Source organism: Providencia sp. PROV024 (assembly GCF_032709665.1).
Lineage (GTDB): Bacteria > Pseudomonadota > Gammaproteobacteria > Enterobacterales > Enterobacteriaceae > Providencia > Providencia huashanensis.
The window spans coordinates 111,391-134,396 of record NZ_CP120545.1 but is presented as its reverse complement, the minus strand read 5'-3'; the positions used below and the strand labels follow the sequence as shown (position 1 = coordinate 134,396).

General features: G+C 37.2%; 27 protein-coding genes. 9 read left to right on the top strand and 18 right to left on the bottom strand.

What is annotated here, in order from left to right; all coding sequences use genetic code 11:
- Window positions 1–61 precede the first annotated feature (61 nt).
- From P3L56_RS00610 to P3L56_RS00545, 14 genes are all read right to left on the bottom strand, one after another.
- Complete coding sequence (locus P3L56_RS00610) at window positions 62–1,027, bottom strand: FliM/FliN family flagellar motor switch protein (RefSeq protein ID WP_131680860.1); 966 nt, start codon at window positions 1,025–1,027, stop codon at window positions 62–64.
- Window positions 1,014–1,475 (bottom strand): hypothetical protein, encoded by a 462-nt coding sequence (locus P3L56_RS00605; RefSeq protein WP_048605574.1) that lies wholly within the window; start codon window positions 1,473–1,475, stop codon window positions 1,014–1,016. Before P3L56_RS00605 ends, P3L56_RS00610 begins: the two co-directional genes overlap by 14 nt.
- Before the next feature lie 3 nt (window positions 1,476–1,478).
- The gene (locus tag P3L56_RS00600; protein ID WP_048605576.1) at window positions 1,479–1,859 is read right to left on the bottom strand and encodes a hypothetical protein; all 381 of its coding nucleotides are present in this window, start codon (window positions 1,857–1,859) and stop codon (window positions 1,479–1,481) included.
- Window positions 1,835–3,169, bottom strand: coding sequence for a type III secretion system ATPase SctN (gene sctN, locus P3L56_RS00595; RefSeq protein ID WP_210831930.1), 1,335 nt, complete (start codon window positions 3,167–3,169; stop codon window positions 1,835–1,837). Before sctN ends, P3L56_RS00600 begins: the two co-directional genes overlap by 25 nt.
- Window positions 3,169–5,211, bottom strand: a complete 2,043-nt coding sequence (locus tag P3L56_RS00590; RefSeq protein ID WP_048605578.1) for an EscV/YscV/HrcV family type III secretion system export apparatus protein — start codon at window positions 5,209–5,211, stop codon at window positions 3,169–3,171. The genes sctN and P3L56_RS00590 overlap by 1 nt, the downstream gene beginning before the upstream one ends.
- The gene (locus P3L56_RS00585; protein WP_272686204.1) at window positions 5,211–5,576 is read right to left on the bottom strand and encodes a type III secretion chaperone SycN; all 366 of its coding nucleotides are present in this window, start codon (window positions 5,574–5,576) and stop codon (window positions 5,211–5,213) included. The genes P3L56_RS00590 and P3L56_RS00585 overlap by 1 nt, the downstream gene beginning before the upstream one ends.
- 115 nt (window positions 5,577–5,691) lie before the next feature.
- Complete coding sequence (locus P3L56_RS00580; RefSeq protein ID WP_272686205.1) at window positions 5,692–6,810, bottom strand: TyeA family type III secretion system gatekeeper subunit; 1,119 nt, start codon at window positions 6,808–6,810, stop codon at window positions 5,692–5,694.
- Window positions 6,800–7,465 carry an HrpE/YscL family type III secretion apparatus protein gene (locus P3L56_RS00575; RefSeq protein ID WP_272686206.1) on the bottom strand — a complete coding sequence of 222 codons (666 nt, stop codon included), beginning with the start codon at window positions 7,463–7,465 and terminating at the stop codon, window positions 6,800–6,802. Before P3L56_RS00575 ends, P3L56_RS00580 begins: the two co-directional genes overlap by 11 nt.
- The gene (locus P3L56_RS00570; RefSeq protein ID WP_048605583.1) at window positions 7,462–8,052 is read right to left on the bottom strand and encodes a type III secretion system domain-containing protein; all 591 of its coding nucleotides are present in this window, start codon (window positions 8,050–8,052) and stop codon (window positions 7,462–7,464) included. The genes P3L56_RS00575 and P3L56_RS00570 overlap by 4 nt, the downstream gene beginning before the upstream one ends.
- A complete protein-coding gene (sctJ, locus tag P3L56_RS00565) occupies window positions 8,049–8,762 on the bottom strand; it encodes a type III secretion system inner membrane ring lipoprotein SctJ (protein ID WP_247605643.1) in 714 nt (237 codons plus the stop codon). Before sctJ ends, P3L56_RS00570 begins: the two co-directional genes overlap by 4 nt.
- Entirely contained in the window at window positions 8,762–9,100 is a 339-nt protein-coding gene (sctI, locus tag P3L56_RS00560; protein WP_129467233.1) for a type III secretion system inner rod subunit SctI, read from the bottom strand. The genes sctJ and sctI overlap by 1 nt, the downstream gene beginning before the upstream one ends.
- A gap of 41 nt (window positions 9,101–9,141) precedes the next feature.
- Entirely contained in the window at window positions 9,142–9,411 is a 270-nt protein-coding gene (locus P3L56_RS00555; RefSeq protein ID WP_042848613.1) for an EscG/YscG/SsaH family type III secretion system needle protein co-chaperone, read from the bottom strand.
- Window positions 9,408–9,623, bottom strand: coding sequence for a type III secretion system needle filament subunit SctF (gene sctF / locus P3L56_RS00550; protein ID WP_042848614.1), 216 nt, complete (start codon window positions 9,621–9,623; stop codon window positions 9,408–9,410). Before sctF ends, P3L56_RS00555 begins: the two co-directional genes overlap by 4 nt.
- Before the next feature lie 2 nt (window positions 9,624–9,625).
- The gene (locus tag P3L56_RS00545) at window positions 9,626–10,354 is read right to left on the bottom strand and encodes a helix-turn-helix domain-containing protein (RefSeq protein ID WP_042848615.1); all 729 of its coding nucleotides are present in this window, start codon (window positions 10,352–10,354) and stop codon (window positions 9,626–9,628) included.
- Between the two features lie 258 nt (window positions 10,355–10,612).
- Here P3L56_RS00545 and P3L56_RS00540 point away from each other — a divergent pair, with 258 nt between their 5' ends.
- From P3L56_RS00540 to P3L56_RS00500, 9 genes are all read left to right on the top strand, one after another.
- A complete protein-coding gene (locus P3L56_RS00540) occupies window positions 10,613–11,257 on the top strand; it encodes a secretion protein EspA (protein WP_129467231.1) in 645 nt (214 codons plus the stop codon).
- 55 nt (window positions 11,258–11,312) lie between these two features.
- Complete coding sequence (locus tag P3L56_RS00535) at window positions 11,313–11,669, top strand: hypothetical protein (protein WP_048605587.1); 357 nt, start codon at window positions 11,313–11,315, stop codon at window positions 11,667–11,669.
- 36 nt (window positions 11,670–11,705) lie between these two features.
- Window positions 11,706–12,191, top strand: coding sequence for a SycD/LcrH family type III secretion system chaperone (locus tag P3L56_RS00530; RefSeq protein WP_210831834.1), 486 nt, complete (start codon window positions 11,706–11,708; stop codon window positions 12,189–12,191).
- Window positions 12,188–13,693: a type III secretion system translocon subunit SctE gene (gene sctE / locus P3L56_RS00525; RefSeq protein WP_210831833.1), complete on the top strand. Its 1,506-nt coding sequence runs from the start codon at window positions 12,188–12,190 to the stop codon at window positions 13,691–13,693. Before P3L56_RS00530 ends, sctE begins: the two co-directional genes overlap by 4 nt.
- Window positions 13,694–13,697: 4 nt before the next feature.
- On the top strand, window positions 13,698–14,594 hold the full coding sequence (locus P3L56_RS00520) for a hypothetical protein (protein WP_071547568.1): 897 nt from the start codon (window positions 13,698–13,700) through the stop codon (window positions 14,592–14,594).
- A 26-nt stretch (window positions 14,595–14,620) separates the two neighbouring features.
- Window positions 14,621–15,226, top strand: a complete 606-nt coding sequence (locus P3L56_RS00515; protein WP_042848618.1) for a hypothetical protein — start codon at window positions 14,621–14,623, stop codon at window positions 15,224–15,226.
- Between the two features lie 50 nt (window positions 15,227–15,276).
- Complete coding sequence (locus P3L56_RS00510) at window positions 15,277–15,687, top strand: hypothetical protein (RefSeq protein ID WP_210815654.1); 411 nt, start codon at window positions 15,277–15,279, stop codon at window positions 15,685–15,687.
- Window positions 15,688–15,797: 110 nt separating this feature from the next.
- Window positions 15,798–16,424 carry a two component system response regulator gene (locus P3L56_RS00505; protein WP_042848619.1) on the top strand — a complete coding sequence of 209 codons (627 nt, stop codon included), beginning with the start codon at window positions 15,798–15,800 and terminating at the stop codon, window positions 16,422–16,424.
- 497 nt (window positions 16,425–16,921) lie between these two features.
- Window positions 16,922–17,620: a pirin family protein gene (locus tag P3L56_RS00500; RefSeq protein WP_048605591.1), complete on the top strand. Its 699-nt coding sequence runs from the start codon at window positions 16,922–16,924 to the stop codon at window positions 17,618–17,620.
- Window positions 17,621–17,686: 66 nt separating this feature from the next.
- On the opposite strand, the gene pckA is transcribed toward P3L56_RS00500, so the two are convergent.
- From pckA to P3L56_RS00480, 4 genes are all read right to left on the bottom strand, one after another.
- On the bottom strand, window positions 17,687–19,306 hold the full coding sequence (pckA, locus tag P3L56_RS00495; protein ID WP_042848621.1) for a phosphoenolpyruvate carboxykinase (ATP): 1,620 nt from the start codon (window positions 19,304–19,306) through the stop codon (window positions 17,687–17,689).
- Window positions 19,307–19,509: 203 nt separating this feature from the next.
- Window positions 19,510–20,382: an Hsp33 family molecular chaperone HslO gene (gene hslO / locus P3L56_RS00490; RefSeq protein WP_042848622.1), complete on the bottom strand. Its 873-nt coding sequence runs from the start codon at window positions 20,380–20,382 to the stop codon at window positions 19,510–19,512.
- A gap of 27 nt (window positions 20,383–20,409) precedes the next feature.
- Window positions 20,410–20,820: a ribosome-associated heat shock protein Hsp15 gene (hslR, locus tag P3L56_RS00485; protein WP_129467228.1), complete on the bottom strand. Its 411-nt coding sequence runs from the start codon at window positions 20,818–20,820 to the stop codon at window positions 20,410–20,412.
- 64 nt (window positions 20,821–20,884) lie between these two features.
- Window positions 20,885–22,978 (bottom strand): IgaA/UmoB family intracellular growth attenuator, encoded by a 2,094-nt coding sequence (locus P3L56_RS00480; protein ID WP_129467227.1) that lies wholly within the window; start codon window positions 22,976–22,978, stop codon window positions 20,885–20,887.
- Window positions 22,979–23,006 lie beyond the last annotated feature (28 nt).

Below are 23,006 nucleotides of genomic sequence, written 5' to 3'. Positions count from 1 at the left end.
ACTGCTTGTTAGCCTATTGCCTCAACAAGCAGTCAAGCTTAACCAGCCACTATAAAATCAATTAGCATAATGTATCTATTCTAACCGCTAATCGTTCCCCTATGCGTAATAGTGTACCAAAAGCAAAAATACGATGACCAACTTTTAATGAAACAGGTGTATTATAATGTTTTTCACTTTCAAATAAGTACCCCGGCCGGATCTGGCTTAGCTCATTAATTGAAATATTCAAATTAGCAACTTCCACTGAAACAGGAATCAATGTATTTGAAATTTGATTATCTGTATTGGCTAAGCTATCTGTAGGTATATCAATCCAGTCATCAAAAGTATCCATTAATGTCTCCACGCTAAATATGCCTGACTCGCCATCTTGACAAACAATGGCAAGTGGCCGATGAGTAAAAAGAAAAAACTCCCCACGAGTAATCTCTGCTTGCTGTTGAAGCACCAGCGCATTACCTTCTTGTATAGAATATATTTGCTGACTATTTAATAAACACCAACCCGCCACTAACTTTGCCCCAATCATAATTGGCGAGCTTATTTCTTGTTCATCAGTTATCGAACCGTTCTCTATGAGTACCTCTAACCAGCTATCAGGGGCTTCAATAACGTGAAAATTAAGTATTCTATTATGATGTTTCGCACACAACTGCCACCCCACGCCTTGCGGTAAAGAGCCCGTGCTTATCTGTTTAACTGTTGGCCACTGAAAATCATCAATATCAATGCATGCCTTGAGAGTATCTATTGTCCATATCGCGAGTACGTCCTTAAACTCATCAGAAACCATAGAAAATGATGGAATAGCAAGTACTGGACTAACCCATTGACACCATTCATTTTCATCTACCCAAAAATCAATAGAATTACCATTTATACAAGTTGTCAGTAACAAACCGATTGCCAAATTCCGATGCTCAAATGTTAAAGATAGAGTTCCTTCATCGCCGATTAATTGACAACCTGTACCTACTGCACGAATAAGTTTTGCTGTTCTATTATTAATTTCAGGTATCGGCATGATTAACCTTTAAAAAAATCGAGCAATTAAATTTTATCGAAAGCCCCCTTTTTATTTGCTCAATAATTTTATTCAACTCTTGATTATATAAAGAAGTATTCAAATAAAGACAAATAGATATACCTACCTCATTATAATCAGCCTCAATAATCATCCCTGCTAATGGGCCATTTGTTAAACACCACTTTAATTGATTATTTTGATTGTTAGAACAATTCAACGATAATTTTTTCAGTAACTGCTCACATAATTCAGCGCTATTTGACACATCTATATAACTTAAACACTTTCGTTCTTGTGTTATATCATTATTATTGACCCCTCCTTTTATTGGAATAGTCAATAATTCTTCAAACTGATGTTGAGCATCTTGGTGAGATGCCGTATCGTCCATACCATTATTTAATATAATAACATTGCGGCGTGATGACATTACTTTAGTACACATAGTTTATTCCATTAGGAGTTTTAGTTTTTCTTGCTCGATTATATTTTCTTGTAATAAACTTAATTGTTGTTCTTTTTCTATCTGTAATTCACTGTATATTCTTTTAGCCATACTACTTTTTTGTAGAATTGCCTGATCTTGCAGGTAATAATTTGTCAACGTAGTGCGATACTCTCTAATAGCACTGGGTGTCAGTAATTGTTCATGTGAACCATAATGTTTCCATTGCTCACAGAGTTCCTCCCTGAGTTTCATCAAACTTTCATTAACCTGAATTTGCTCACTTATCTGTTGATTTAATTGCGTTAAAATAGAACGAAGTCGCGTTTCACGGCGCTTTTTTAAAGCAAATAAAGCCGTTAAGGTTGTTTGATAATTTTGCATAACATATCCAGTGTATCTTGGAACTTAACCCGCTCATCGGTTGGTTGGCAAAGAAACTCCCTGATTATTGGCCTTTTCATTAATGCTTCATCGGATTCAGGGTCTTGCCCTGTTTGATACTCACCAACACGGACTAACAGTTCAATGTCTTTCCAAGCAGCTTGTAATTTTCTCAATTTCCCTGCATTTTTACGGTGCTGCTCACTGGTAACCTGCCCCATAACTCGGCTAATACTCGCATTGATGTCAATCGCAGGGTAATGATTTTCCTGCGCTAGTTTTCGCGAAAGAACTATATGTCCATCTAGAATTGAACGAACCTCATCTGAAACGGGCTCATTCATGTTATCGCCCTCAACAAGGACAGTATAAATAGCGGTAATACTTCCTGATTCAGCTCGCCCAGCTCGCTCTAATAGACGGGGTAATTGAGCATAAAAACTGGGGGGATATCCACCCGATGTAGCACACTCCCCCGCAGCAAGCCCTATTTCCCTTGATGCGCGGGCAAAACGTGTTAATGAATCCATCATTAACAACACATTTTTCCCTTGGTCGCGAAAATATTCAGCGATTGTTGTTGCCGTATATGCAGCTTTCAAACGCTCTAGCGCAGATCTATCAGAGGTCGCAATAACTATCACACAACGCTTCAATGCTTGCGGGGTTAAAGTGTGCTCTAAAAACTCACGAACTTCTCGTCCCCTTTCACCAATCAAAGCCAATACAATAATGTCAGACTCACACCCTTCACTAATCATGCCTAACAAGGTACTTTTGCCACACCCTGCCGCCGCAAAAATACCTATTCGCTGCCCTATCCCACAAGCCAATAACCCGTCAATCGCACGCACACCTAATGGCAAGTGCGTGTCAATAATTTGCCGAAGGAGAGGATTGGGTACATCAGCGTTCAGAGTTCGATACTCTCCATATTGAGGTAGATTGGAGTGATCAAGCGGTCGACCTAAACCATCAAGTACACGGCCAAGCAAAAAGTCACCAACACAAATTTGGTAACAATGCCCTGTAGGAATAACATCCGACCCAACGGTAACTCCCAGAGGCTCAGAAAAAGGGGATAACAATGCATAATCACCATCAATAGAAACGACCTCAGCATCAATACCGCTAGGTTTTAAGTGGCAAAACTCAGCAAGGCTGACACCTGGTAATGATGCACGTAACAATGTTGGGCCAATTTTAACGATTTTCCCCGTTAGTCGAACACTTAAGCTTTCGCTATTTACAGGGAACTTTAAACGTTCAAACAATGTATTATAAATAATATTATAATCGGGCTGACGCATTACTCATGTTCCCCAATAAGATCAATATTACCAATAATACGTAGTTCAGCATCTTCACCAATCTCTTGGAATGAGAGTACCTTTAACCCATAAAACTCCCGTTCAATAACTTTACGGAGGAAACGCCTCACATCAATTGTCGTTATTAGCACATTTTGAGTTTGATAATTATTCTGAGTCACCTCTTTAATCTTTTCTATTAGCCTTTCACTAAAGTTAGGCTCTAATGAAGAATAAGAACCTGAAGCAGTTTGCCGAATAGCTTCACGAATATGATTCTCAATATTATCACCAATAACCCAACCACTGATCCACGGCTGCCCTATACTATGTCTAGCGATAATATGCCTACGTAAGCCAATTCGCACATACTCAGTTATCATGACAGGGTCTTTTTCTCGAGGGCTCCACTCAATCAATGACTCAAAGATTGTGCGTAGATCACGAATAGATATATTTTCTAAAACTAAACGCTGAAGTATATCTGCAATACGCCCAATAGGTAATTGCCTCTGTATTTCCTTAACTAAATCAGCATATTTCCCTTCCATTGCATCCATCAGAAAACGTGTTTCCTGCACGCCTATAAATTCTTTTGCATTGCGGTCGACTACAATTGATAAACAATGAATAATTGTCGCTTCATCTTGATAAAGCGTAATATTCATGGCTGATAATACGTCTTTATTATCAGGTGAAACCCACTGTAATGATTGATTACCACCGAACGATAGTTTATCTCTCTGTTTAGCTTGGGTAATATCTGGTGAACTAATATCGGCTAACATCAGGCCTTTAGGTAAAATGATATCGAGGACAACCTCCTGATATAATAAAATCTTTAAAGAACCAGAGGGTAAATTATTATCTACTTGTAAATTAATCTCCGGCAAAGGGATACCAATTTGCTCAAACTTTTGGAAACGGAAGATATCAATTTGAGAAGCCAATATATTCTTATTGCAGCAATCTTTAGCCATCCGGATAATTAATGGGGTTGAACCGGGGCTGATAGTTTGGTTAGCTGAACTACCACTTAAATCTGAATTGATATATTCATCCTGTTCCGTCGCCGTTCTTTTTTTAGTAAAAAATGAAATTGCAAAGACAATAGCTGATAGAATAAAGAAATAAACCGTTGGGAAACCAGGTAAAAAACCAAATACCAGTAAAATAGCACAGGTTAATACGACTGCTTGCGATTGCTTACTTATTTGCATAACCAAATCACCCGCAAGGTTATTTTTTTCTTCTCCAGATATACGGGTCACAATAATCCCAGCAGTGATCGATATTAATAAAGCAGGTATTTGGCTGATCAAACCGTCACCAATAGAAAGAATCGCATAAGTAGAAAATGCAGTACTAGCACTCATATCATGCACCATCACACCAACAGCTGTTCCTCCTAATATATTCACTAATATAATGATAATACCCGCGATAGCATCGCCCTTAACAAATTTCATAGCACCATCCATAGCACCAAAAAGCTGACTTTCTTTTTGGACTAAACCGCGTAACCTCCGTGCCTCATCGGCATCAATAGTGCCTGCACGTAAATCACCATCAATACTCATTTGTTTACCTGGCATTGCATCCAATGAAAAACGAGCACTAACTTCTGCAACACGCTCAGAGCCTTTAGTTATCACGATAAACTGCACGATAGTAATGATCATAAAAACAATAAGCCCTACGCCTAAATTACCACCAACAGCAAATTTACCAAATGTATCAATAATATCGCCGGCGTCTGCTTGTAAGAGGATCAGCCTAGTCGTGCTAATTGTTAAAGATAAGCGATACAAAGTGGTAATTAATAACACCGCAGGAAAAGTCGAGAATTCTAATGGGCTTTTAATATAAATGGCCATCATCATTAAGAGAATGGATATCATTAGGTTCAGTGCAATAAGGAAATCAATTAGCCCTGTTGGTAACGGGATAATCATCATAAATATAGCGACTAACAACAAAATAACGAGAAAAATATCTTGTCGGCGAGAAATAACGATTAAAAATTGCCTAATAAATTCCATTATTTTAATCCGATAGCCTCATCAAGTAAGCGTTGCATTGTTTTAAAACAATAAACCCAATGAGAAATAGAGCTCGTTGTATTTAATTTACAACTTAGCATTTGATAACCTCCCCCTACCCAAGGACGTAATAATGTCCCCTTAGTCCTCGCAGGGATGCGTTGTGTTAATAATTTCTCTAATATATTTTCTTGATAAACAAGCTCTACCTTTTTACCTACGGTAAGAATGATATTATTGTTGATATATTCAATATAAAAACGATAACATGGATGTAAAAACTCCATTTTTGCAGAAATACCATCACTAGGTAATTCAACCAGCTGCAAAAACCTTTCTAACCACCGTTTTGTTTGTAATTCCATCTACATTCTTAAAAAGAAATTTAAAATAAAGGTATTTTTCATTATTATTAACATATTCTAATAAAACTTAGATAGATATAATCAGGTATTTACCTGATAAAAACGAAAAAAGTCACTATTCTAATTCATTTAATTGTTGTAAGTATTCAATAAATACACTAATAACCATTTCTCGTTGGTCGTAATCCGAAAAGCAGTCATCCGGTAATAATTTGATTAACTCCATTAATCCTCTAGCATATTTATACTGTTTTTCTGATGTCTGTAAACTAATTTTACTTTCTAGCCAATCAGAATATAACCAAGATTGTTGTACTATTTCCAATAATAAGCAGGTCACATGCTTATCTGTTATATTTGGTAAATCTAGGGAGTTTGCTAAATGTTTGCTTTGTACTTCGATAGTTAAAAACTGCAATAACCATTTTAAATCAGTAATCACTGCCGCTAGGCGAATATCCGTTGCCTTATAACCTGCTGAGAGCTCAAAAGATAAAGTACGAATAAGTGTTCTTAGCTGTTGTTGACTACCTTCAAATTGACTAAATTGTTTAAACCAATAAAGTAATTCAGGTTGGTTACTTGTTGCTTGCTGATATAAAAAACGTAATTCACCTAATGCTTGTGGGGTAACAGCACCGCACTCTAAATGCGTAAATAGTTTTAAAACCCACTCATTATCTCCTGCCATCACTTTTTCTAGTGTTTGTTTCAGTACATGGCTAGAGGATTGATCATTTTCTTTTTCATTTAACATACTAGCAAGTAGCAAAATACATTCGGCAGTATCTAAATGATGCCGTTGAAAACTATTCAGAAGGTCGTCAATCTCTTCAACCTTAGTTACTCCGCCAATTCGATGGCGCAACTCTCCCACACTTGTAGGGTCTGAATCCTCTAAGTTTTTGGCTAGACGCTGCAACATGCTGCGGGTTGGACGTTCAGATACTCTAGGGTTATGACCACCTCTCATTCGCACAAAGTTGCCAATGGCTAACCCAATGTTTCCTTGGGTTTCTTGTATCAAATAACCATCAGAGAGATAACTATCAAGTTCAGGAACTTCTGTATTCAATTGATTTTGCGCTATTTCAAGAGCTGATTGTGCAGGGATGACTTGCGTCACTAATTTTCTTTGTTCATTTTGGCGCGTCAACTCAATATTTTGTTGGGCCAATTGCTGGTTTTTCACTAAAGAGAGTCGCGGGTCTATAGATTCTACTTTAACAGGCATTACATGTTTCCTCTTCAGCTAATAACAAATGTGCACAAATTGATTCTAATTGTTCTTTCAGATTAATATGGAGATTAAATAAAGATGATGAAAGCAATGCCTCATCTTTGTCTTTCGTCTCATCAACTTGAATATGTAGCCACGGGTAACCAGAAAAAAGCTTTATTAATTTATTGTACTGACTAGGATGAATATAAAGCGTTGCTGACTTTTCATTCTTTATTTCCTCTAGTTTAGTGCGAAGCTGATTGAACAATAATCCAGTACTATCATTTTCAATAAAAAACATATCAAGCACGCTAACTAGCACTTCCCTTAAACGTGGCTCCAAACACATTAAAATGTTTTGTTCTAGTTGATGTTCTGACACTAACCACTCAATAGACTCAGTAGCAATCTTCTGCCTAATCAATGGAGCTTCCTCTTCCAATAAAGCCATGCCTTCTTGATAAGCTAGTTCTCGTAAGCTCTGACATTCCTGTTTTGTTTCATCTAGATATTTTTGAGACTCTTGATAGATAATTTGAGCTTTTTGTTGGGCTATTTCTATAATATTGTTTGCAGAAAAACAGTTTATTAACTCCTCTGTCGGAATAATAGGCCCAAATACAGGTAAGTCAGGCAATGAAATTACAGGAACTGAAATCACCTTCATAAAAAACGCCCAATACGTAATAGCCAAGGAAAAATACTACCAAGACGGGGGGCTTCTTGGGGCGGGTAATTTGGAAAGGTTGTTTTCAACGCGTGATAGACCACACAATCGGTTTTCTCTGCATACCACCAACTTAGTCCTATCCCTTGGGCTTTCTCGATGAAATCCTCTTCAGAATAAATAACCTGAGAAGGAGAATGATAGAAGGTCCCTATTGCCAATAGCTGCTCACACCCCTGCTCACCGAAAATATCCGTCAAACGGCAACGATATCGACGAAGTACCAGATAATCAGGGCAAGCTAATACCAGAATCCCCATCGCAAGAAACAACTTCATTAAACGTGTTTCTAATGCCAAAATTTGATACTGACGTGGTTCAAGCTGCTTTAATATAGGAGAAAAAGATAAGTCTTTGCGGCGAAGAATCATGTTATCTATTGCGCCTTGGCAAGATGGAGATTGCTGATACACCTGTTGCCATTGAGATAACTCGAATGCTCTCCACCAAGATGCATGCATCCATTTACCTGGACGCCATACCAACTCATGTAATCGTTGTTGTTCAACCTCAATAATATTATTCATATATTAGGTCTATTTCTTAATACAATTAATAATACAATAGCACTGGTCATTATGGCTGCCACAACTATCCAGGGAAGGTACTTTCGCCATTCCCAGCCATTTTTGGTCTTATCCAGAAACTTCGCCTGTTTATGTCGATAATCAGCCATTTGCATAACGATACTGATATTTTCTACTGTTAAATTTGAGATAGATTTTTGGACCATTCTACGAATTTCTGGCTCTCTACTTTGCATATTGATACCCGGCGCATGCTTAATAAATATTGAAGCGGTAGGCGGCGGTATTTCACGACGATTTACATTGGTACTTTCCGATATAGCAACTTGAGCAATAATAACCCCATCCATACTCAGTAGCATTTTTTCTATATTTTGTTCTTTTAAATAAGTTATTTTTGCCTGTTCTTGTGCTGGAGAAGTGACTAACTGCCCCGGAGGAAATAAATCAGCAATATTTTCTGTTCGTTTATTAGGTAGACCTTGCTGGCGTAATACTTCAACTGCATTGGCAAAATCATCTTTTTCTACATTAATAGTAACGCCGCTTCCCTTAATAATGTTTTTTTCTGCATCAATATTTCTCAGCATCAATAAAGCAATCATCTGATTTGCTTCTTCTTCAGATAAGTCACTATAAAGCTCAACTTTACAACCCGTTAAAAAAAATAAAATTAACACGATAGAACTAAAACGAATAAAAAACTTCATTATTGCATACTTACCAGTTTATTAATTCCTTGAGATAGCTGCCCAGTCACTTTTGCAATTAAATCCACTTCCACCATAGCATTTTTAAGAAAAGATTGTGCCGTTAACATAGTTGCCGGGTTATTCAGAACATCGACAGTTGCTCGTGCATTATTAATTGTATTTGAAATTGACAATGATTTATCTTGTAATGAAGCGATTATCATCTCTTCTGGGTTAAGTGTGGGTTGTTCAAAAAGCATATTTGTAAATAAATCGACATCCTCAGCTCGTTCAATGGAGGGGAGTTTTTCTGTTAATGTTTGCACACCGGCAGTAGATACAGATGTAATATCCATCGTATTAATATCCTATTTTTAATATATTATGAGTATAACAATCAATTATTGCTTATTGTTATATATTCAATAAATTGCTTTAGTAGCTCTGCTTCTGGAGACTTATCACTCTGTAATTTTTCTTCGGCAAGATATAAATTATTCATTCCAATAAGTATGGTTGCATCAATAATATTACAGGCACTTTCATTTTCCGTCAGATATGGTAATACATGACGAATAGCTTCAGCTTGAATATAAAGCCCATTATTTACAGCCGCTAATCCACTTTCAATAATAAGTTGCCTCATACTGAAATCTAATAAATTCATATCTTCTGAATTATCCCTGACAACATATCTTTCACTGCCCGCATAATCGCACTTTCATAACTCACAAAAACAGAATATTGTTGTATCGCAAATTGTGCCTGTAACATCCTTGCTGGGTCATTAAGGTCAGCTGCGGTCACCTTTGATTGCACTTCATTACCCGCTTTATCAACGAGTTGCGAAAGTTGGTTAGTAATCGCTTCTATGTCCATAGTTACTCCCTCGTGTTATAGCTGTTTATTTGAAGCGAACGATTGCGAAATTGCTTTGGACTACAATTTATATAACGACGGAATCTATCCGTAAAATGGGCATGACTTGAAAACCCGCATTCTATGGCAATATCAATGACTCTCATGGATGTTGTACTTAACAGTTTCTTTGCATGTTTTATCCGTCGCTCCAACAACCAGCGTTTAGCTGTTTGACCATATGTACATAAAAATAACTCATTAAACTTACGCACAGGTAAATCAAATTCCTGAGCTAAGCGAACAACGGACCACTGACGCATAAAATGGTTTTCAATAAAACTACAAAAGTCTTTATTACCTGAAATATATTTATAAAGTAGAGAGGAAAAATATACGTTATCTAACCCTAAACAATAAGTATAAGCAAAGTGTAAAAAATTATCCTCTGAAAGCTGCAATAGATAGGTAAAAACATCCAATACATTCCTTTCTGCTCGAATAATTCTGATGGGTTCAATTGAATAAGTTATTTTTTCTTGAGGAAGCAATAGGTTAATTATTTCAGGGTAAACCTTATGTAAACTGCTCGAATCAAAGTCTACAGATAATAGCTGATTCTTTAATATCGACTCTACTATAATTGCCTCATCATTGGTAATGACTAAACAATTTTCTGGGAATGTATAGGTTTTTCCATTCAAAGATAACTGACCTGAGTTTTTGCTGATAATAAACTTTATCGCAGACATACATTACCCTTATTAATAAAAAGACATTCGTTTATTTTCTAGTAAAAACGCATGAGAAAATATAAGGTATTAACCTGACATCATTGTTCCTCATTAAAACAATAACTAAGCATATAAATTACATATAACATCATAATTGTAAAATCAAAAATGATAGTTTCCATGTAAATTTGAAAAAATTCAAAATCAAAATATTTATTATCTAACTTCTAAATTAAGAAATTTTTATATTTTAACTTTAACAAAAAGGGTAATAACATGGTTTATATAGATTTCGATCAAAACGGGTATTATGAAGGTCAAAATAGCTATTATACACCAACCACTCCCTCAACAGGTGATGTGATAGTAAATAATGGTAATAATGGCATTCAAAATAATAACAATAACAGTATTCAAAATAATAATTATCGAAGTGCCATGACAAATCATTCTCTTATGGGAACAGCCATGGTCACAATGGAAAACATTATGTTGTTATTTACTGAATTAGCAAATTCTAAATTTGAAGCCATGTCAAAGAAAACAGAAGTTTCTCGTGATGCACAAGATATGGCGAATCGAGTTGACCGTATTATTGCTGATTTAGATAAACCAGACTCTACTGGAGAGCTTCCACCTGATGTCATTCATTATATGCGCGTTAACAATATCATGATTGATGGCAACCAAAATATTGATGACTTTATGCAAGGAAAAAATGGCAAATTAGATAAAGGTGACCTCACTGCCGTTAAATCAGCTTTAGAATCAGCTTCCGGTCGTGCTTCTGATTTTGTTCAACAAAGCCAACTTAAACTACAGCAACTCATGCAAAACTTTAATACCGCAGTCACAATGGCAAACAGTATCCAAAGCATGAATGCTGAATCAACTAAATCAATCGCTCAATCTATTCGTTAACAGCCTAAAAATAAATTGATAGCTATCTATAAAACCAAATATCGTAGGATTAAAGATGCAACAATTAGATCAATTTCAAAGCATGCTTAACGAACTGCAACGTTGCAGAATAAATGTTAAAAAGCAAATTAATGAATTCAAAGTACTACAGAATGAAATTAGCGAGTTACATAAAAAAGCAGATAAGGACCCAATTGCTTTACGTAAGTTAGCGAAATTTAATGATGTAATGCAAAGTGATATTGGAGCAGAAAAAATCATTAAAAAATCAGAAGAAGTAAAACTGATTTTTAATCAATTAAGCAAACAATTTAAACAACTTTCTGTTGAAAATACGGGTCAAAACAGAGACCTTTTTTCACCAGAAAAAAACAAAAGTGTAGTTAAAAAACAGTATCGTACTTTCGTCTAATTAACGTTTTGATACTTTTATCATCATGAGATTTATATGCCAAAAACAGTTAGCACTCTGTCACAAAATGAAAATAGCGACAATTTGCAGCATTTTTTAGCGCGTGGTGGTTCTTTAAAACTAATTGCTGGCTTAGATAACCAGCAATTAGAACGACTCTATGCATATGCCAACCAATTGTTTAATGCCAATGATTTTTCCGCTGCACGCAATATTTATTATCTATTAACTTGTTTAGAACAATGGAACCCCGAAAATTTACTTGCTCTAGGGTTATGCCATCAACGTTTAGGTGAACATGAAAATGCCATAAATAACTTCGTACGTGCAGGGACGATTAAAATAGATGACCCTCGCCCCGCCTTTTTTACAGGCCTCAGTTATCACTTGCTGGGTAATACTGAATACGCAAATAAAGCATTTCATGCTGCCATTCGCTGGTGTAATGACTTAAAAGAGTATCAAGAAATCAAACAAAGTGCTCAAAAAATGCTAAATCCAATATCGGAGATATCACAATGACAATGCTTCTTGAGCGTTCTCTTTATCGAACAGATATATCTACAGAAAATAGGTTACATGATATATCGACCACTTTACCTAAAAGTACTCATCAGACAACCCCTTTGCAATTTGGTGAGTTAAATAATGTTGCTACAGCGCAAAATACACCAATGATAAAACTGGCAACTCCACGAGCCAGTAAAGAAGAGGTTTCTCAAACACAAGCTGCTTCTGATCTAGAAGAAGTATTCCAAACATTACAGCAGCTCTCTCCTGATAATGAAAGAAATAATACATCTAACCCTATGCTAAATATGTCTTTAGCCAAAATTGAAGGGTTACCAATGAACTCAATGTTTGCCGCATCATTACTACTCGTTGGTCAGGTTTTAGGGGACATTGCCTCAACTAAAGGGGAAATGCTTGAAATTCTGACTAAAAAACAAGACATGCTACGAATGGAAGAAGTCAAAAATATTCGCGAGCAAATGGAAAAAGCCGTTGAACAACAAGATAAAGCCAGAAAAGCCGGTGTTTTTGGTGTTATTTTTGACTGGGTTATTGCCGCAGTAGAAGTTGTCGTCGGTGTGACCAAAATGGTTGGTGGCTTCTTATCAGGTAATGCCATGATGGCTGCAAGTGGAAGCATGGACTTCATGGCTGGGCTTGCAGGTATTGGCAAAGCGGTAGCCAATACCATGGCGCTGATAGACCCCAATAACGCTGAAAAATATCATGCTGCGGCCAACAAGTTTGCTATCACACAGATGTCATTTGAACTTATGGGGGCGGCTATTGATATTACCAGTGCAGTGCGTAATGCAATCGCGACTAAAATTGTTCCAAAAGTGGCAACTCAAGTCTTAAAAGAAGGAGCAGGAGAAGCACTAAATGTGGCAATAAAAGAAGGCAGTCAAACAGCCATTAAAGGGATAGCTAAATCAGTTGGCCAAGAAGTCAGTACGCAAATTGGTAATCAAATTATCAATCAACTAGGGAAGCAAGCTGCTGAAAAAGCAGGAAAAACAATATTTAATAAAATGATTGATTCATTTTCACAAAAAGCAATAGAAGAACTTGTCACTAAATCCGTTGAAAAAGCGGCAAAGAAAGCAGCTAAAAAAGTGGCTAAAGATGGAATAGAACTAACCACAGAGCAATTGATTAGCAATACTACCAGACAAATACAAAAAGATGTTTTAAAAGCCGTCAGTAAAGCATCAGTATCTCGCGTTGATATGTTTTTGCAAACATCCCGAGGTGTGATATCAGGCGCACAGCAAGTAACGATGGGGTCTTTAGAAATCCAAAAGGCAAAATTACAAAAACAAATTGACCAATTAATGCTAGATCAAACTTGGCTGCAAAATATGTTTGAATTCTTTGAAAGAGAAAAAGAAGAAACCGTAAAAAAAGTACGCTCATTGCAAGAAGACAAAGCCGCTGTAGTTCAAGATGGTACTAAATTACTAAGTACGATAGCATCAACCCAAGCACATATCGCTTCTTCAATGGTTTAATGCTATGCATACCACTTCAATAACTCATGAGCACCCGAATAGTGAATTTATTGATTATTTTTCAACGAAAAGAGAGGAAAATCAATCAAACGCAATATTCGTTTCTAACGGGAGCTTATTAGCACCTTTACTTAGAAACTTAAGCGAAAAACCATTAAGTTCAGAACTTATCGAGGTGGCACTGAGTGAAGTCGCTATTGCATTAAATACTGTCAGAAACAACCTTCCCCAACAGCAAATATTATTATCTCAATTAGAAGAGGCAGCTCCCGGTAGTTTTTCCAACTGTATACCCGAAAATGCAGATTGGAACGATGCCATTAAACCAATAAATTCACATTGTAATAAAACAAGGTTTACAGATATCACTTCATTATTAATTGAATTAATAGGAAAAGTTGGTGAAAGTATGCGCAAAAGAGGAGAGCAAGTGCTACCTCTTTTATGTACTGTATATATGGTAAATTATACATTAGGCCATATGAGTGCCGAGTTAATTAACCAGAGTACAATAAATTCCAGTAAACAAGTATTTACTGATGCACTAAAACAAATATCAACCTCAGGAGTGAATTATCATTACTCCCCAGAAAATAAAAACCATCCAACAGTGACTATTCCAGAAATAAATAAAACGACTTCATGCAAAAGTGAAGTTTTAAATGAGGGGGTGAGTTCCATACAACAAGTATTCGCCCAACAATTAAATGACTATACTGAATTAGGTAATCAAATTACCAACATCAGTCATTCCATACTAGACTCGTTAGAGTCTATTGACTCTAATACAATTAAGTCATTAATTAATGACACAAGCTGTTTTATTAACATAGATGACGGGTTAATTGCATCGGCAATTAGCAATAATGATAACGCTTATTTAAATTTCTCTAGAAAATAACTAATTACCTTAAATAAGGATTAAAAATGAATAACATCAACTCAAATACAATAGATATAGAACAAATATGTCCAAATCAATCTGATATAAAAAACGCTTCGATATCCTCATCAACGAATGTTTATGCCATGATGGATGCCATCATTTCAATGCTACAAAAAATGAATAGTGACATTCGCGATATGCAACGTGACTTCTTTGCATCTCAACAAAGCACCGCATTCAAAAAAGAGCTCACGGCAATATCGACCAAACAGGATTCAATACAACTTAATTATAAAGCAGCTTTATCCAACGCTATTGCAAAAACAACTTCAGGCGTCGTCAGTATCGGTGGTGCAGGCTTCGGCATGGCTAAGGGGGCAAGTCTAGGTGGTGAGTTTATTTCCGCAGGGACTAACGGGATTGGAAAAATGGTAGAAGGGTCGGTATCAGTAAGTATGGCGAGTACAACTCGTGATGCACAAAAAAAACAATTATTAGGCGATTTTCAGTCTAACTCAGCGATTGAGTACCATAAATTGCTCTCAAATACAGCCGATAAAGCCTCTGAAGCGTCAAAACGTATGTTAGATATAACACGCGAAATTATATCATTACAAGAAAGAATTACATCCTCTGTAAGAATGTAAATAGTGCAAATAGAATAATGACTATACTAAATTAAGAAAGAATACAAAATATGGCTCAATTAGATGCAGTCACCGAGTATTTATATAGAAAAGGGAAGCAGCCTCAAAAAGCTTTCTTTAATAATAGCAGTATTTTTATTGGTTGGAAGGTTGAGTTCACTCATTTTGAATTAACTTATAGGTTAAATGATAAAGAACTAATAATTTGTGACTTTTCCTCCACAGCACATTCAAAAAATAAAAGAATGGCAACCATTTCATTTATTAAATTTATTCACGAATTAGAATCTTGCTGTTTTGATTTTAATTCCATTCGTGGGTTACTGTTAGCTAGCCCGAACCCTGAAGTTACGGAACTCAGAGAGCGGTTAGCTCAATCACTTTTATCCCAAGGTGCAACGTGGGAAATGATTAATGGTGATAATTGGCTAGTATATTTATTAAATAAAAATAGAATATAAATTTAATATTTTATTTATATATATTAATTTAAATAAAAAATATTATTTGACATCCATAGCTATTTATCGATAAAAATGTAATCAATAATAATTGAATCTATAATTTTAATATGAAGAAAAAAGTTTTATTAGTCGAAGACCATGAACTATTAAGTGCTGGTATTAAGCATTTTCTTTCATATCTTCCTGAGTATGAAGTTATCGGTGTTGTCTGTAATGGCTTACAGGTCTATGAAACCTGTCAGAAATTAAATCCCGATCTTGTTATATTAGACTTAGGCTTACCTGGCATGGATGGTATTGACGTCATTTGTCGGCTAAAACAACGTTGGCATGACCTCAATATTATTGTACTGACAGCAGATCGGGTGGAGCATCGGGCCTGTTCTGCACTGAATGCGGGCGCTATGGGGTATGTTTTAAAGAATAGCTCTCAGCAAACCTTATTATCAGCCTTGCAATCTGTTGTCTTTATGAATCGAGTTTTTATTGACCCTTCTTTAAGTGAAGCTCAAATATTTGAGTTAACCCAAACTAAAGAACCAGTACGACTAACAACTCGGGAAAGGCAAATATTAAAGCTAATCTCAGAAGAACGCCGTAACCGCGATATTGCAGAAGATTTAAAAATCACCATAAAAACAGTTGAAACACACCGTCTTAACTTAATGAGAAAACTAGGTACACACAGCTCCGTGGGGCTCGTCAAATGGGCATATCGATTAGGTATTTGCTAATTCAAGATATTTTAAATAGAAAATTATTTTTTACGACTAATACTAATATACTTAATCCATTGAAAAATAATGGTTAATATTTAAATTCATACAAATCATATAATTACAGATTTAATTATAATATATATTATTTTGGTTAAAAATAATGCTTTACAAACGATAGTGATAACTATTATCATTATCATCACCTCCTCAATACGGTTACTTAGTCACCTTTTGTTGGGGGTACGACATTGCTCACATTGCTTCCAGTGTTTACTTTAGCCAGCCTTGCGCTGGCTATTTTTTTACCTGATACAGCAGTTCTGTAATATGTTCACTATCGAATCTTCCTCATCTAACGATTTATCTCATCCAACAATGGCATACTTATTCAAATTATTTGAACTCTATGGTTAATGGTAGCTACTTTTCTCTAAGTGAAAACAGGTTAAACTATCATCAATACATTAAGAGTGAGTTCAACCAAAGTTGAAGTCCGTAAAGGAGATAACACTATGATCTATCTACGTAAAGCAAATGAACGAGGTCATGCTAATCATGGTTGGCTCGATAGTTGGCACACTTTCTCATTCTCTAGTTACTATGATGAAAATTTTATGGGGTTCTCAGCACTAAGGGTGATTAACGAAGACTTTATTGCTGCAGGCCAAGGTTTTGGGACACACCCGCACAAAGATATGGAAATTTTAACCTATGTGCTTAATGGCACGGTGGAACATAAAGACAGCATGGGCAATATGGAGCAAATTCCCGCAGGTGAATTTCAAATTATGAGTGCAGGCACCGGTATTCGTCACTCAGAATATAACCCGGACAATGAAAAAGAACTGCATTTGTACCAAATTTGGATTATCCCTGAAAAAACAGGCATTGAACCACGTTATGAACAAAAGCGTTTTGATTCAAAAGATGGCAAACAACTTGTGCTTTCACCAAATGCGCAAGATGGTTCATTAAAAGTCTATCAAGATATGCAATTATGGCGTTGGGCATTGCCCGCGGATCAAATACAAACTCACAACATTGCAGATAAACGAGTTGTATGGATTCAAGTGGTAAAAGGGACTGTAGAAGTCAATGGGCAACAAGCCACAACTAGCGACGGCTTAGCAATTTGGCAAGAAAACAGCCTAACAATTAAAGCAGATGAAGACAGCGAAATCTTATTATTTGATTTACCTGCCGCTGAATAACACGCCTAAAACAACAAAGGCTCTACCTAAGGTAGAGCCTTTTTCATGAAAATATACATTCAACGATTACAGTTTCGGACCTGCTTTAACTAATGCTTCACCCGCTGGGGTATCCGTATATTTATCGAAATTCTTCACGAAACGCTCAGCTAAATCTTTGGCTTTTTCATCCCACTGTGCTTTGTCTGCATAAGTATTACGAGGGTCAAGGATATTAGTATCCACACCAGGTAATGCTGTTGGGACTTCTAAATCGAAGACTGGCAATTTAATCATGTCAGATTTTTCAATATCACCGCTTAAAATAGCATCAATGATTGCACGGGTATCTTTGATTGAAATACGTTTACCCGTACCGTTCCAACCTGTATTCACTAAATATGCTTTCGCACCTGCTGCTTCCATACGTTTAACTAATACTTCTGCATATTGTGTTGGATGCAACGATAAGAATGCAGCGCCAAAACATGCTGAGAAAGTAGGCGTTGGCTCAGTCACACCACGCTCTGTACCCGCGAGTTTGGCGGTAAAACCAGAAAGGAAATGGTATTGAGTTTGTTCTGGCGTCAAACGAGAAACTGGTGGTAAAACCCCAAATGCATCCGCCGTCAGGAAGATAACTTTTGTCGCATGGCCTGCTTTAGAAACAGGTTTTACAATGTTATCAATGTGGTAAATCGGGTAAGAAACACGGGTGTTTTCTGTTTTTGAACCATCATTGAAATCAACCGTACCATCTGCTAACACCATGACGTTTTCAAGCAGTGCATCTCGTTTGATAGCACCATAGATATCTGGCTCTGCTTCTTTAGACAGATTGATAGTTTTCGCGTAGCAACCGCCTTCGAAGTTGAATACGCCGTCATCATCCCAGCCGTGCTCATCATCACCGATTAACTTACGTTTTGGATCAGTCGACAGTGTGGTTTTACCTGTTCCTGATAAACCGAAGAAAATAGCAACATCGCCTTTTTCGCCGACGTTAGCAGAGCAGTGCATAGAAGCAATACCTTTCAACGGCAGAAGGTAGTTCATCATTGAGAACATCCCTTTTTTCATTTCGCCGCCGTACCAAGAGCCGCCGATCAACTGCATACGCTCAGTCAGGTTGAACGCTACAAAGTTTTCAGAGTTTAGCCCCTGCTCTTTCCAGTTAGGGTTAGTACATTTAGCACCGTTCATCACAATGAAGTCAGGCTCAAAACCCACTAACTCTTCATCTGATGGCCGAATGAACATGTTTTTAACGAAGTGTGCCTGCCAAGCAACTTCAGTGATGAAACGGACTTTTAGACGAGTGTCGGCATTAGCGCCACAGAATGCATCAATGATAAACAAACGTTTACCTGACAGCTGTTCTGTCACGATATGCTTGAGATCCGCCCAAACTTCTTGTGACATTGGCTTATTGTCGTTTTTACCTTTACCTTGGTCTGCCCACCACACTGTATCGCGAGTCACATCATCACGAACAATGTACTTATCTTTTGGTGAACGACCGGTAAAAATACCTGTATCAACCGCAACTGCACCTAAGGTGGTCACAGTACCGCGCTCATAACCTTCTAGCCCGGGCTTAGTTTCTTCCGTGAATAATAGCTCGTAACTTGGGTTATAAACCACTTCAGCCACATCATGAATACCGTACTTTTCAAGTTCCTTCAGGGTAATGCTTTTAGCGCTCATTATATTGCTCCTGGTAAACATAATTAATCTGCGGATGATCATAATTCTTTACGACTAATTAACAGCGATTGCTATCAAAGAATTGAAAATGTATAATTTTTTTTAATTCATAATGAGACTTAGAGCACGTAATAATGCTTTAAAATTATAAAAAAAAGGTGCAGAATTGCACCCTTGTCACATAATTAGGTTGCTAAATCGTATCAGTGAAGTTGCTGATTTAGCTCATTATTTAACCCTTGAATATCGGATTCAATAAATACATAGTGTGAGCCACAAAATTCACACTCCATATCAATTTTCCCATCTTTTTGCAAAATATCCTTAACATCTTCCTTTGGTAAAGTTGCTAATGTACTTTCGCAACGCTCCCTTGAACATGTACAACGAAACTCCACAGTTTGAGGGTCATACAAGGTGACATCTTCTTCATGATAAAGACGATGTAAAACCTCTTTCACATCTAATGTGCTGAGCTCTTGACCTTTAATTGTCGCAGTGAGTTGCACAAGATGGTCAAAAATATCATGGCTGGTTTCGTCAGCCGCGGGTAAAACTTGCAACAACATCCCACCAGCAGTCGCTTTACCGTCTACCTCACCTACACGAATAAATAAACGAGTCGGTAGCTGTTCAGATTGGCGGAAATAAGCATCAATACTTTCCTCAATAGAGTCGCCTTCAATCGCAACAATACCTTGATAACGCTCACCTTGGGTCGGTGTAATGGTGATCACAATAAACCCGTTGCCAACCATTTGCTTCAGTGTGCTACCAGCAACAACAGGGCCATCAATACGGGCAACGCCACGCATTTGCTGTAAGTTATTACCGTTGATAACCGCTAGCTTAACTGGCCCATCACCTTGGATTTGAACAGTAATATCACCATCAAACTTTAATGTTGCTGTTAATAAGCTAGTTGCAACGAGTAATTCACCTAATAAGCCTTTTACTGCGGCAGGATAGTCATGATTTTCTAAAATACGTTCAAAAGTGTCATCGACACTGATCATTTCCCCACGAACAGAATGTTGTTCAAATAGAAAACGATGGAGTAAATCTTGCTTTGCCATAATATCTCTCTATTACTCTGGCCATCATTAAGACGGCTCATGAGAATTTGTATGTTTAAACTTTAACAGAGTGCGCCGTTCTTTTTTATCCGGGCGCCGATCTGGGTGTGGCATCGTCAGCGCATTCATTTTCCGCGCTTGCGTTAATTTTTCCCGTTGAGCAATACTTTCTGTTGTTTCACAGTAAAGTCGCTGTGCATCCGGAGCTCCTCGGCGTTGACTGCTAATTTCAATAATTTCAACTGTTCGCTCATCATTACCTTGCCTAAGCTTAATTAATGCTCGCAGTTCAACAATTTTGCCAGGTTTTGTTCTCTGCCCATTGTAATGTACTTTGCCGCCTTCAATCATCTCTCGAGCAATTGCACGGGTTTTATAAAATCGCGCAGCCCACAGCCATTTATCGAGGCGTACAGGTTCTACAGAAGGTTGATTCATAGTGCCTCCTCAAAATCAGTCTGAATCAAACTAAGTTGAGGCTCCCACTATTTTCGGGATAACACTATCGACGATAGGAAGGATTATTAGCCTCAAAGCACTTATCATAATATTGTGTAATATTACGCAAACGCTTCTTATTATTCAAAATACGCAGCACAATCAGTGAGCCATTGAGCAATGCACAAGCCATCAAAAACAGTACAAAAAGCGAGCTACATACATACTGGGATACCACAGCTGCATTTGGCTCCTCATGTAAAGTAATGTGCAATGTGCCATTAGCATCCGTAGACAGATTGGTAATTATACCTTCAATATTAAAAGGTGTATTACTCAGAAGGCTCGATAACCTCTGTAGTTCATACCAACGCTGCAACGGTGACAGTTCATTAAAGGAAGCCCCTGATATCAAATCAACTAAAGGCTTATTCTCATCGCTAATCAATAACACGCCTCCAGGTGGCGGACTATTAATTTTCCGTACTTCTCTGTCTATTTCTGCCTTAATGAATTCATATGTGGTGTCTTCTACGATGTTTTCCAAGGCCTCTGCACTTCCTGCGCGTAATAAAACATGCGCTCCGTTCAATTTTCCAGCAGAAGCTTTACTCACCAGAGTTGGCCAATCCTCAGTGCTTCCAAGATTCATTAAGGCACTTTTTAGCTTTAGGCAGCGATTAGAAGTATGACACAGCTGTTCGGTATTCAGAATAATGGCAGAGAAATCAAAGATAATATTCATACCTGATTTCATGATATCACGCTGTAATCTAGGGTTAACACCAACGGCGTTTTTATCCGGGTGTAATTGGCTTTTAACCGTATTGAGTAATAAAATTGACTGTTCAACCACCTCAGACTGGGGCTCTGTTAGTAAACGGACATCGCTCCAATAAAGACCTGAACAATCAAACGGCACAAACTGTGCTTGGTTTTCTTTATTCAAATTAGGAGGTCGGTAACACATCCCTTTCCCTTGAGCCACTAACGTATCCCCAATTTTAAGTTGGCGGGAAGCGAGGTCACTTGGGTTTTCAACGGTAATTTTTTCTGTGCCGCCAAACCAAGCAAAACCTAGTTTTATAGGTAAACTCATTGATTGATATGAAAAAACTAATACTATGGCAAACAAGGCACCTATTAGCATCAACACATTTTTTTTGAATCGTTTGTAAGGGTAATAACGTTCTTCTTCATGCAAAGAAAGGTATTTTCCATGTCTGACAACCTCACCCGATGCATAAAAATCAATATTAACAGGTTGATTTGATTCATATTTTAAATAATTTTCCCAATGAGCTGGATAATGTAAATCAATACCGCCAATTGAGGTGTTCGTAGAATATTTTTTATCTAACTCACCATAGAGTTCCCAACGCTTTGGTTCCCCGTGAATACACTGAATATCTTGGTATTTACGAGGAAACATTCTTGAGCGAAATAAGACCAGCAGCCCGCTAACAAAACAAATAATCGTAATCACCAAGCCCCACTCCTGTAACAAAGGAATAGAAATCAGCGTTAAATAGCCAAACAAAAAGCTTAAACAAACAATCGCGGCACCAAGCCAGCCTGTAGAATTATGAAGTCGATGCTCTTCAACTGTTTCCTTACGAACCCGTAGCCGCTCGATATTTTGTTGACCACGTTCTTGAATAGCTGCCTCAGGCCAGTCTGAACCCAAACTTTGTTCTTCCTGCCACTCGTGACTAAAATCCCTTAAGGAATGACTATTGATGGAGATAATTAACGGTAAGTGATCGGTCTCCACTATTTCCATAACATTTTGACGTTGTAAGAAAGGTTCGAGCTGTGAAGGTAACTGAACCTCAATTGTATCAATAAAATAGCGCCAACTATTCCCTTGCTCTTGGCGTAAATTAAAACGCGTCAGTGAATGGCAAACGGTCGCAATAATCGAGTTTTTTTTGATTTGCCACGGAAGTTGAGAGGGAGTCATTGATACAGATAAACAATAATTTAAGTACTGGGATATTATCTGGTAGTCTGAATCAATCATTTTTCTGAAGGAAGGAGCTGCTACTGAGGGTATTTGATAGACAGCAGAACGCCGCCCCCGCCTGAAATAAAGGAAGGAAGCCATTATAGTTAGGCTAATAACAATTATAGCCGTTATAATGACATGGTTTAGCATTGTTTCCCCAATGAAAAATGAATAAGAA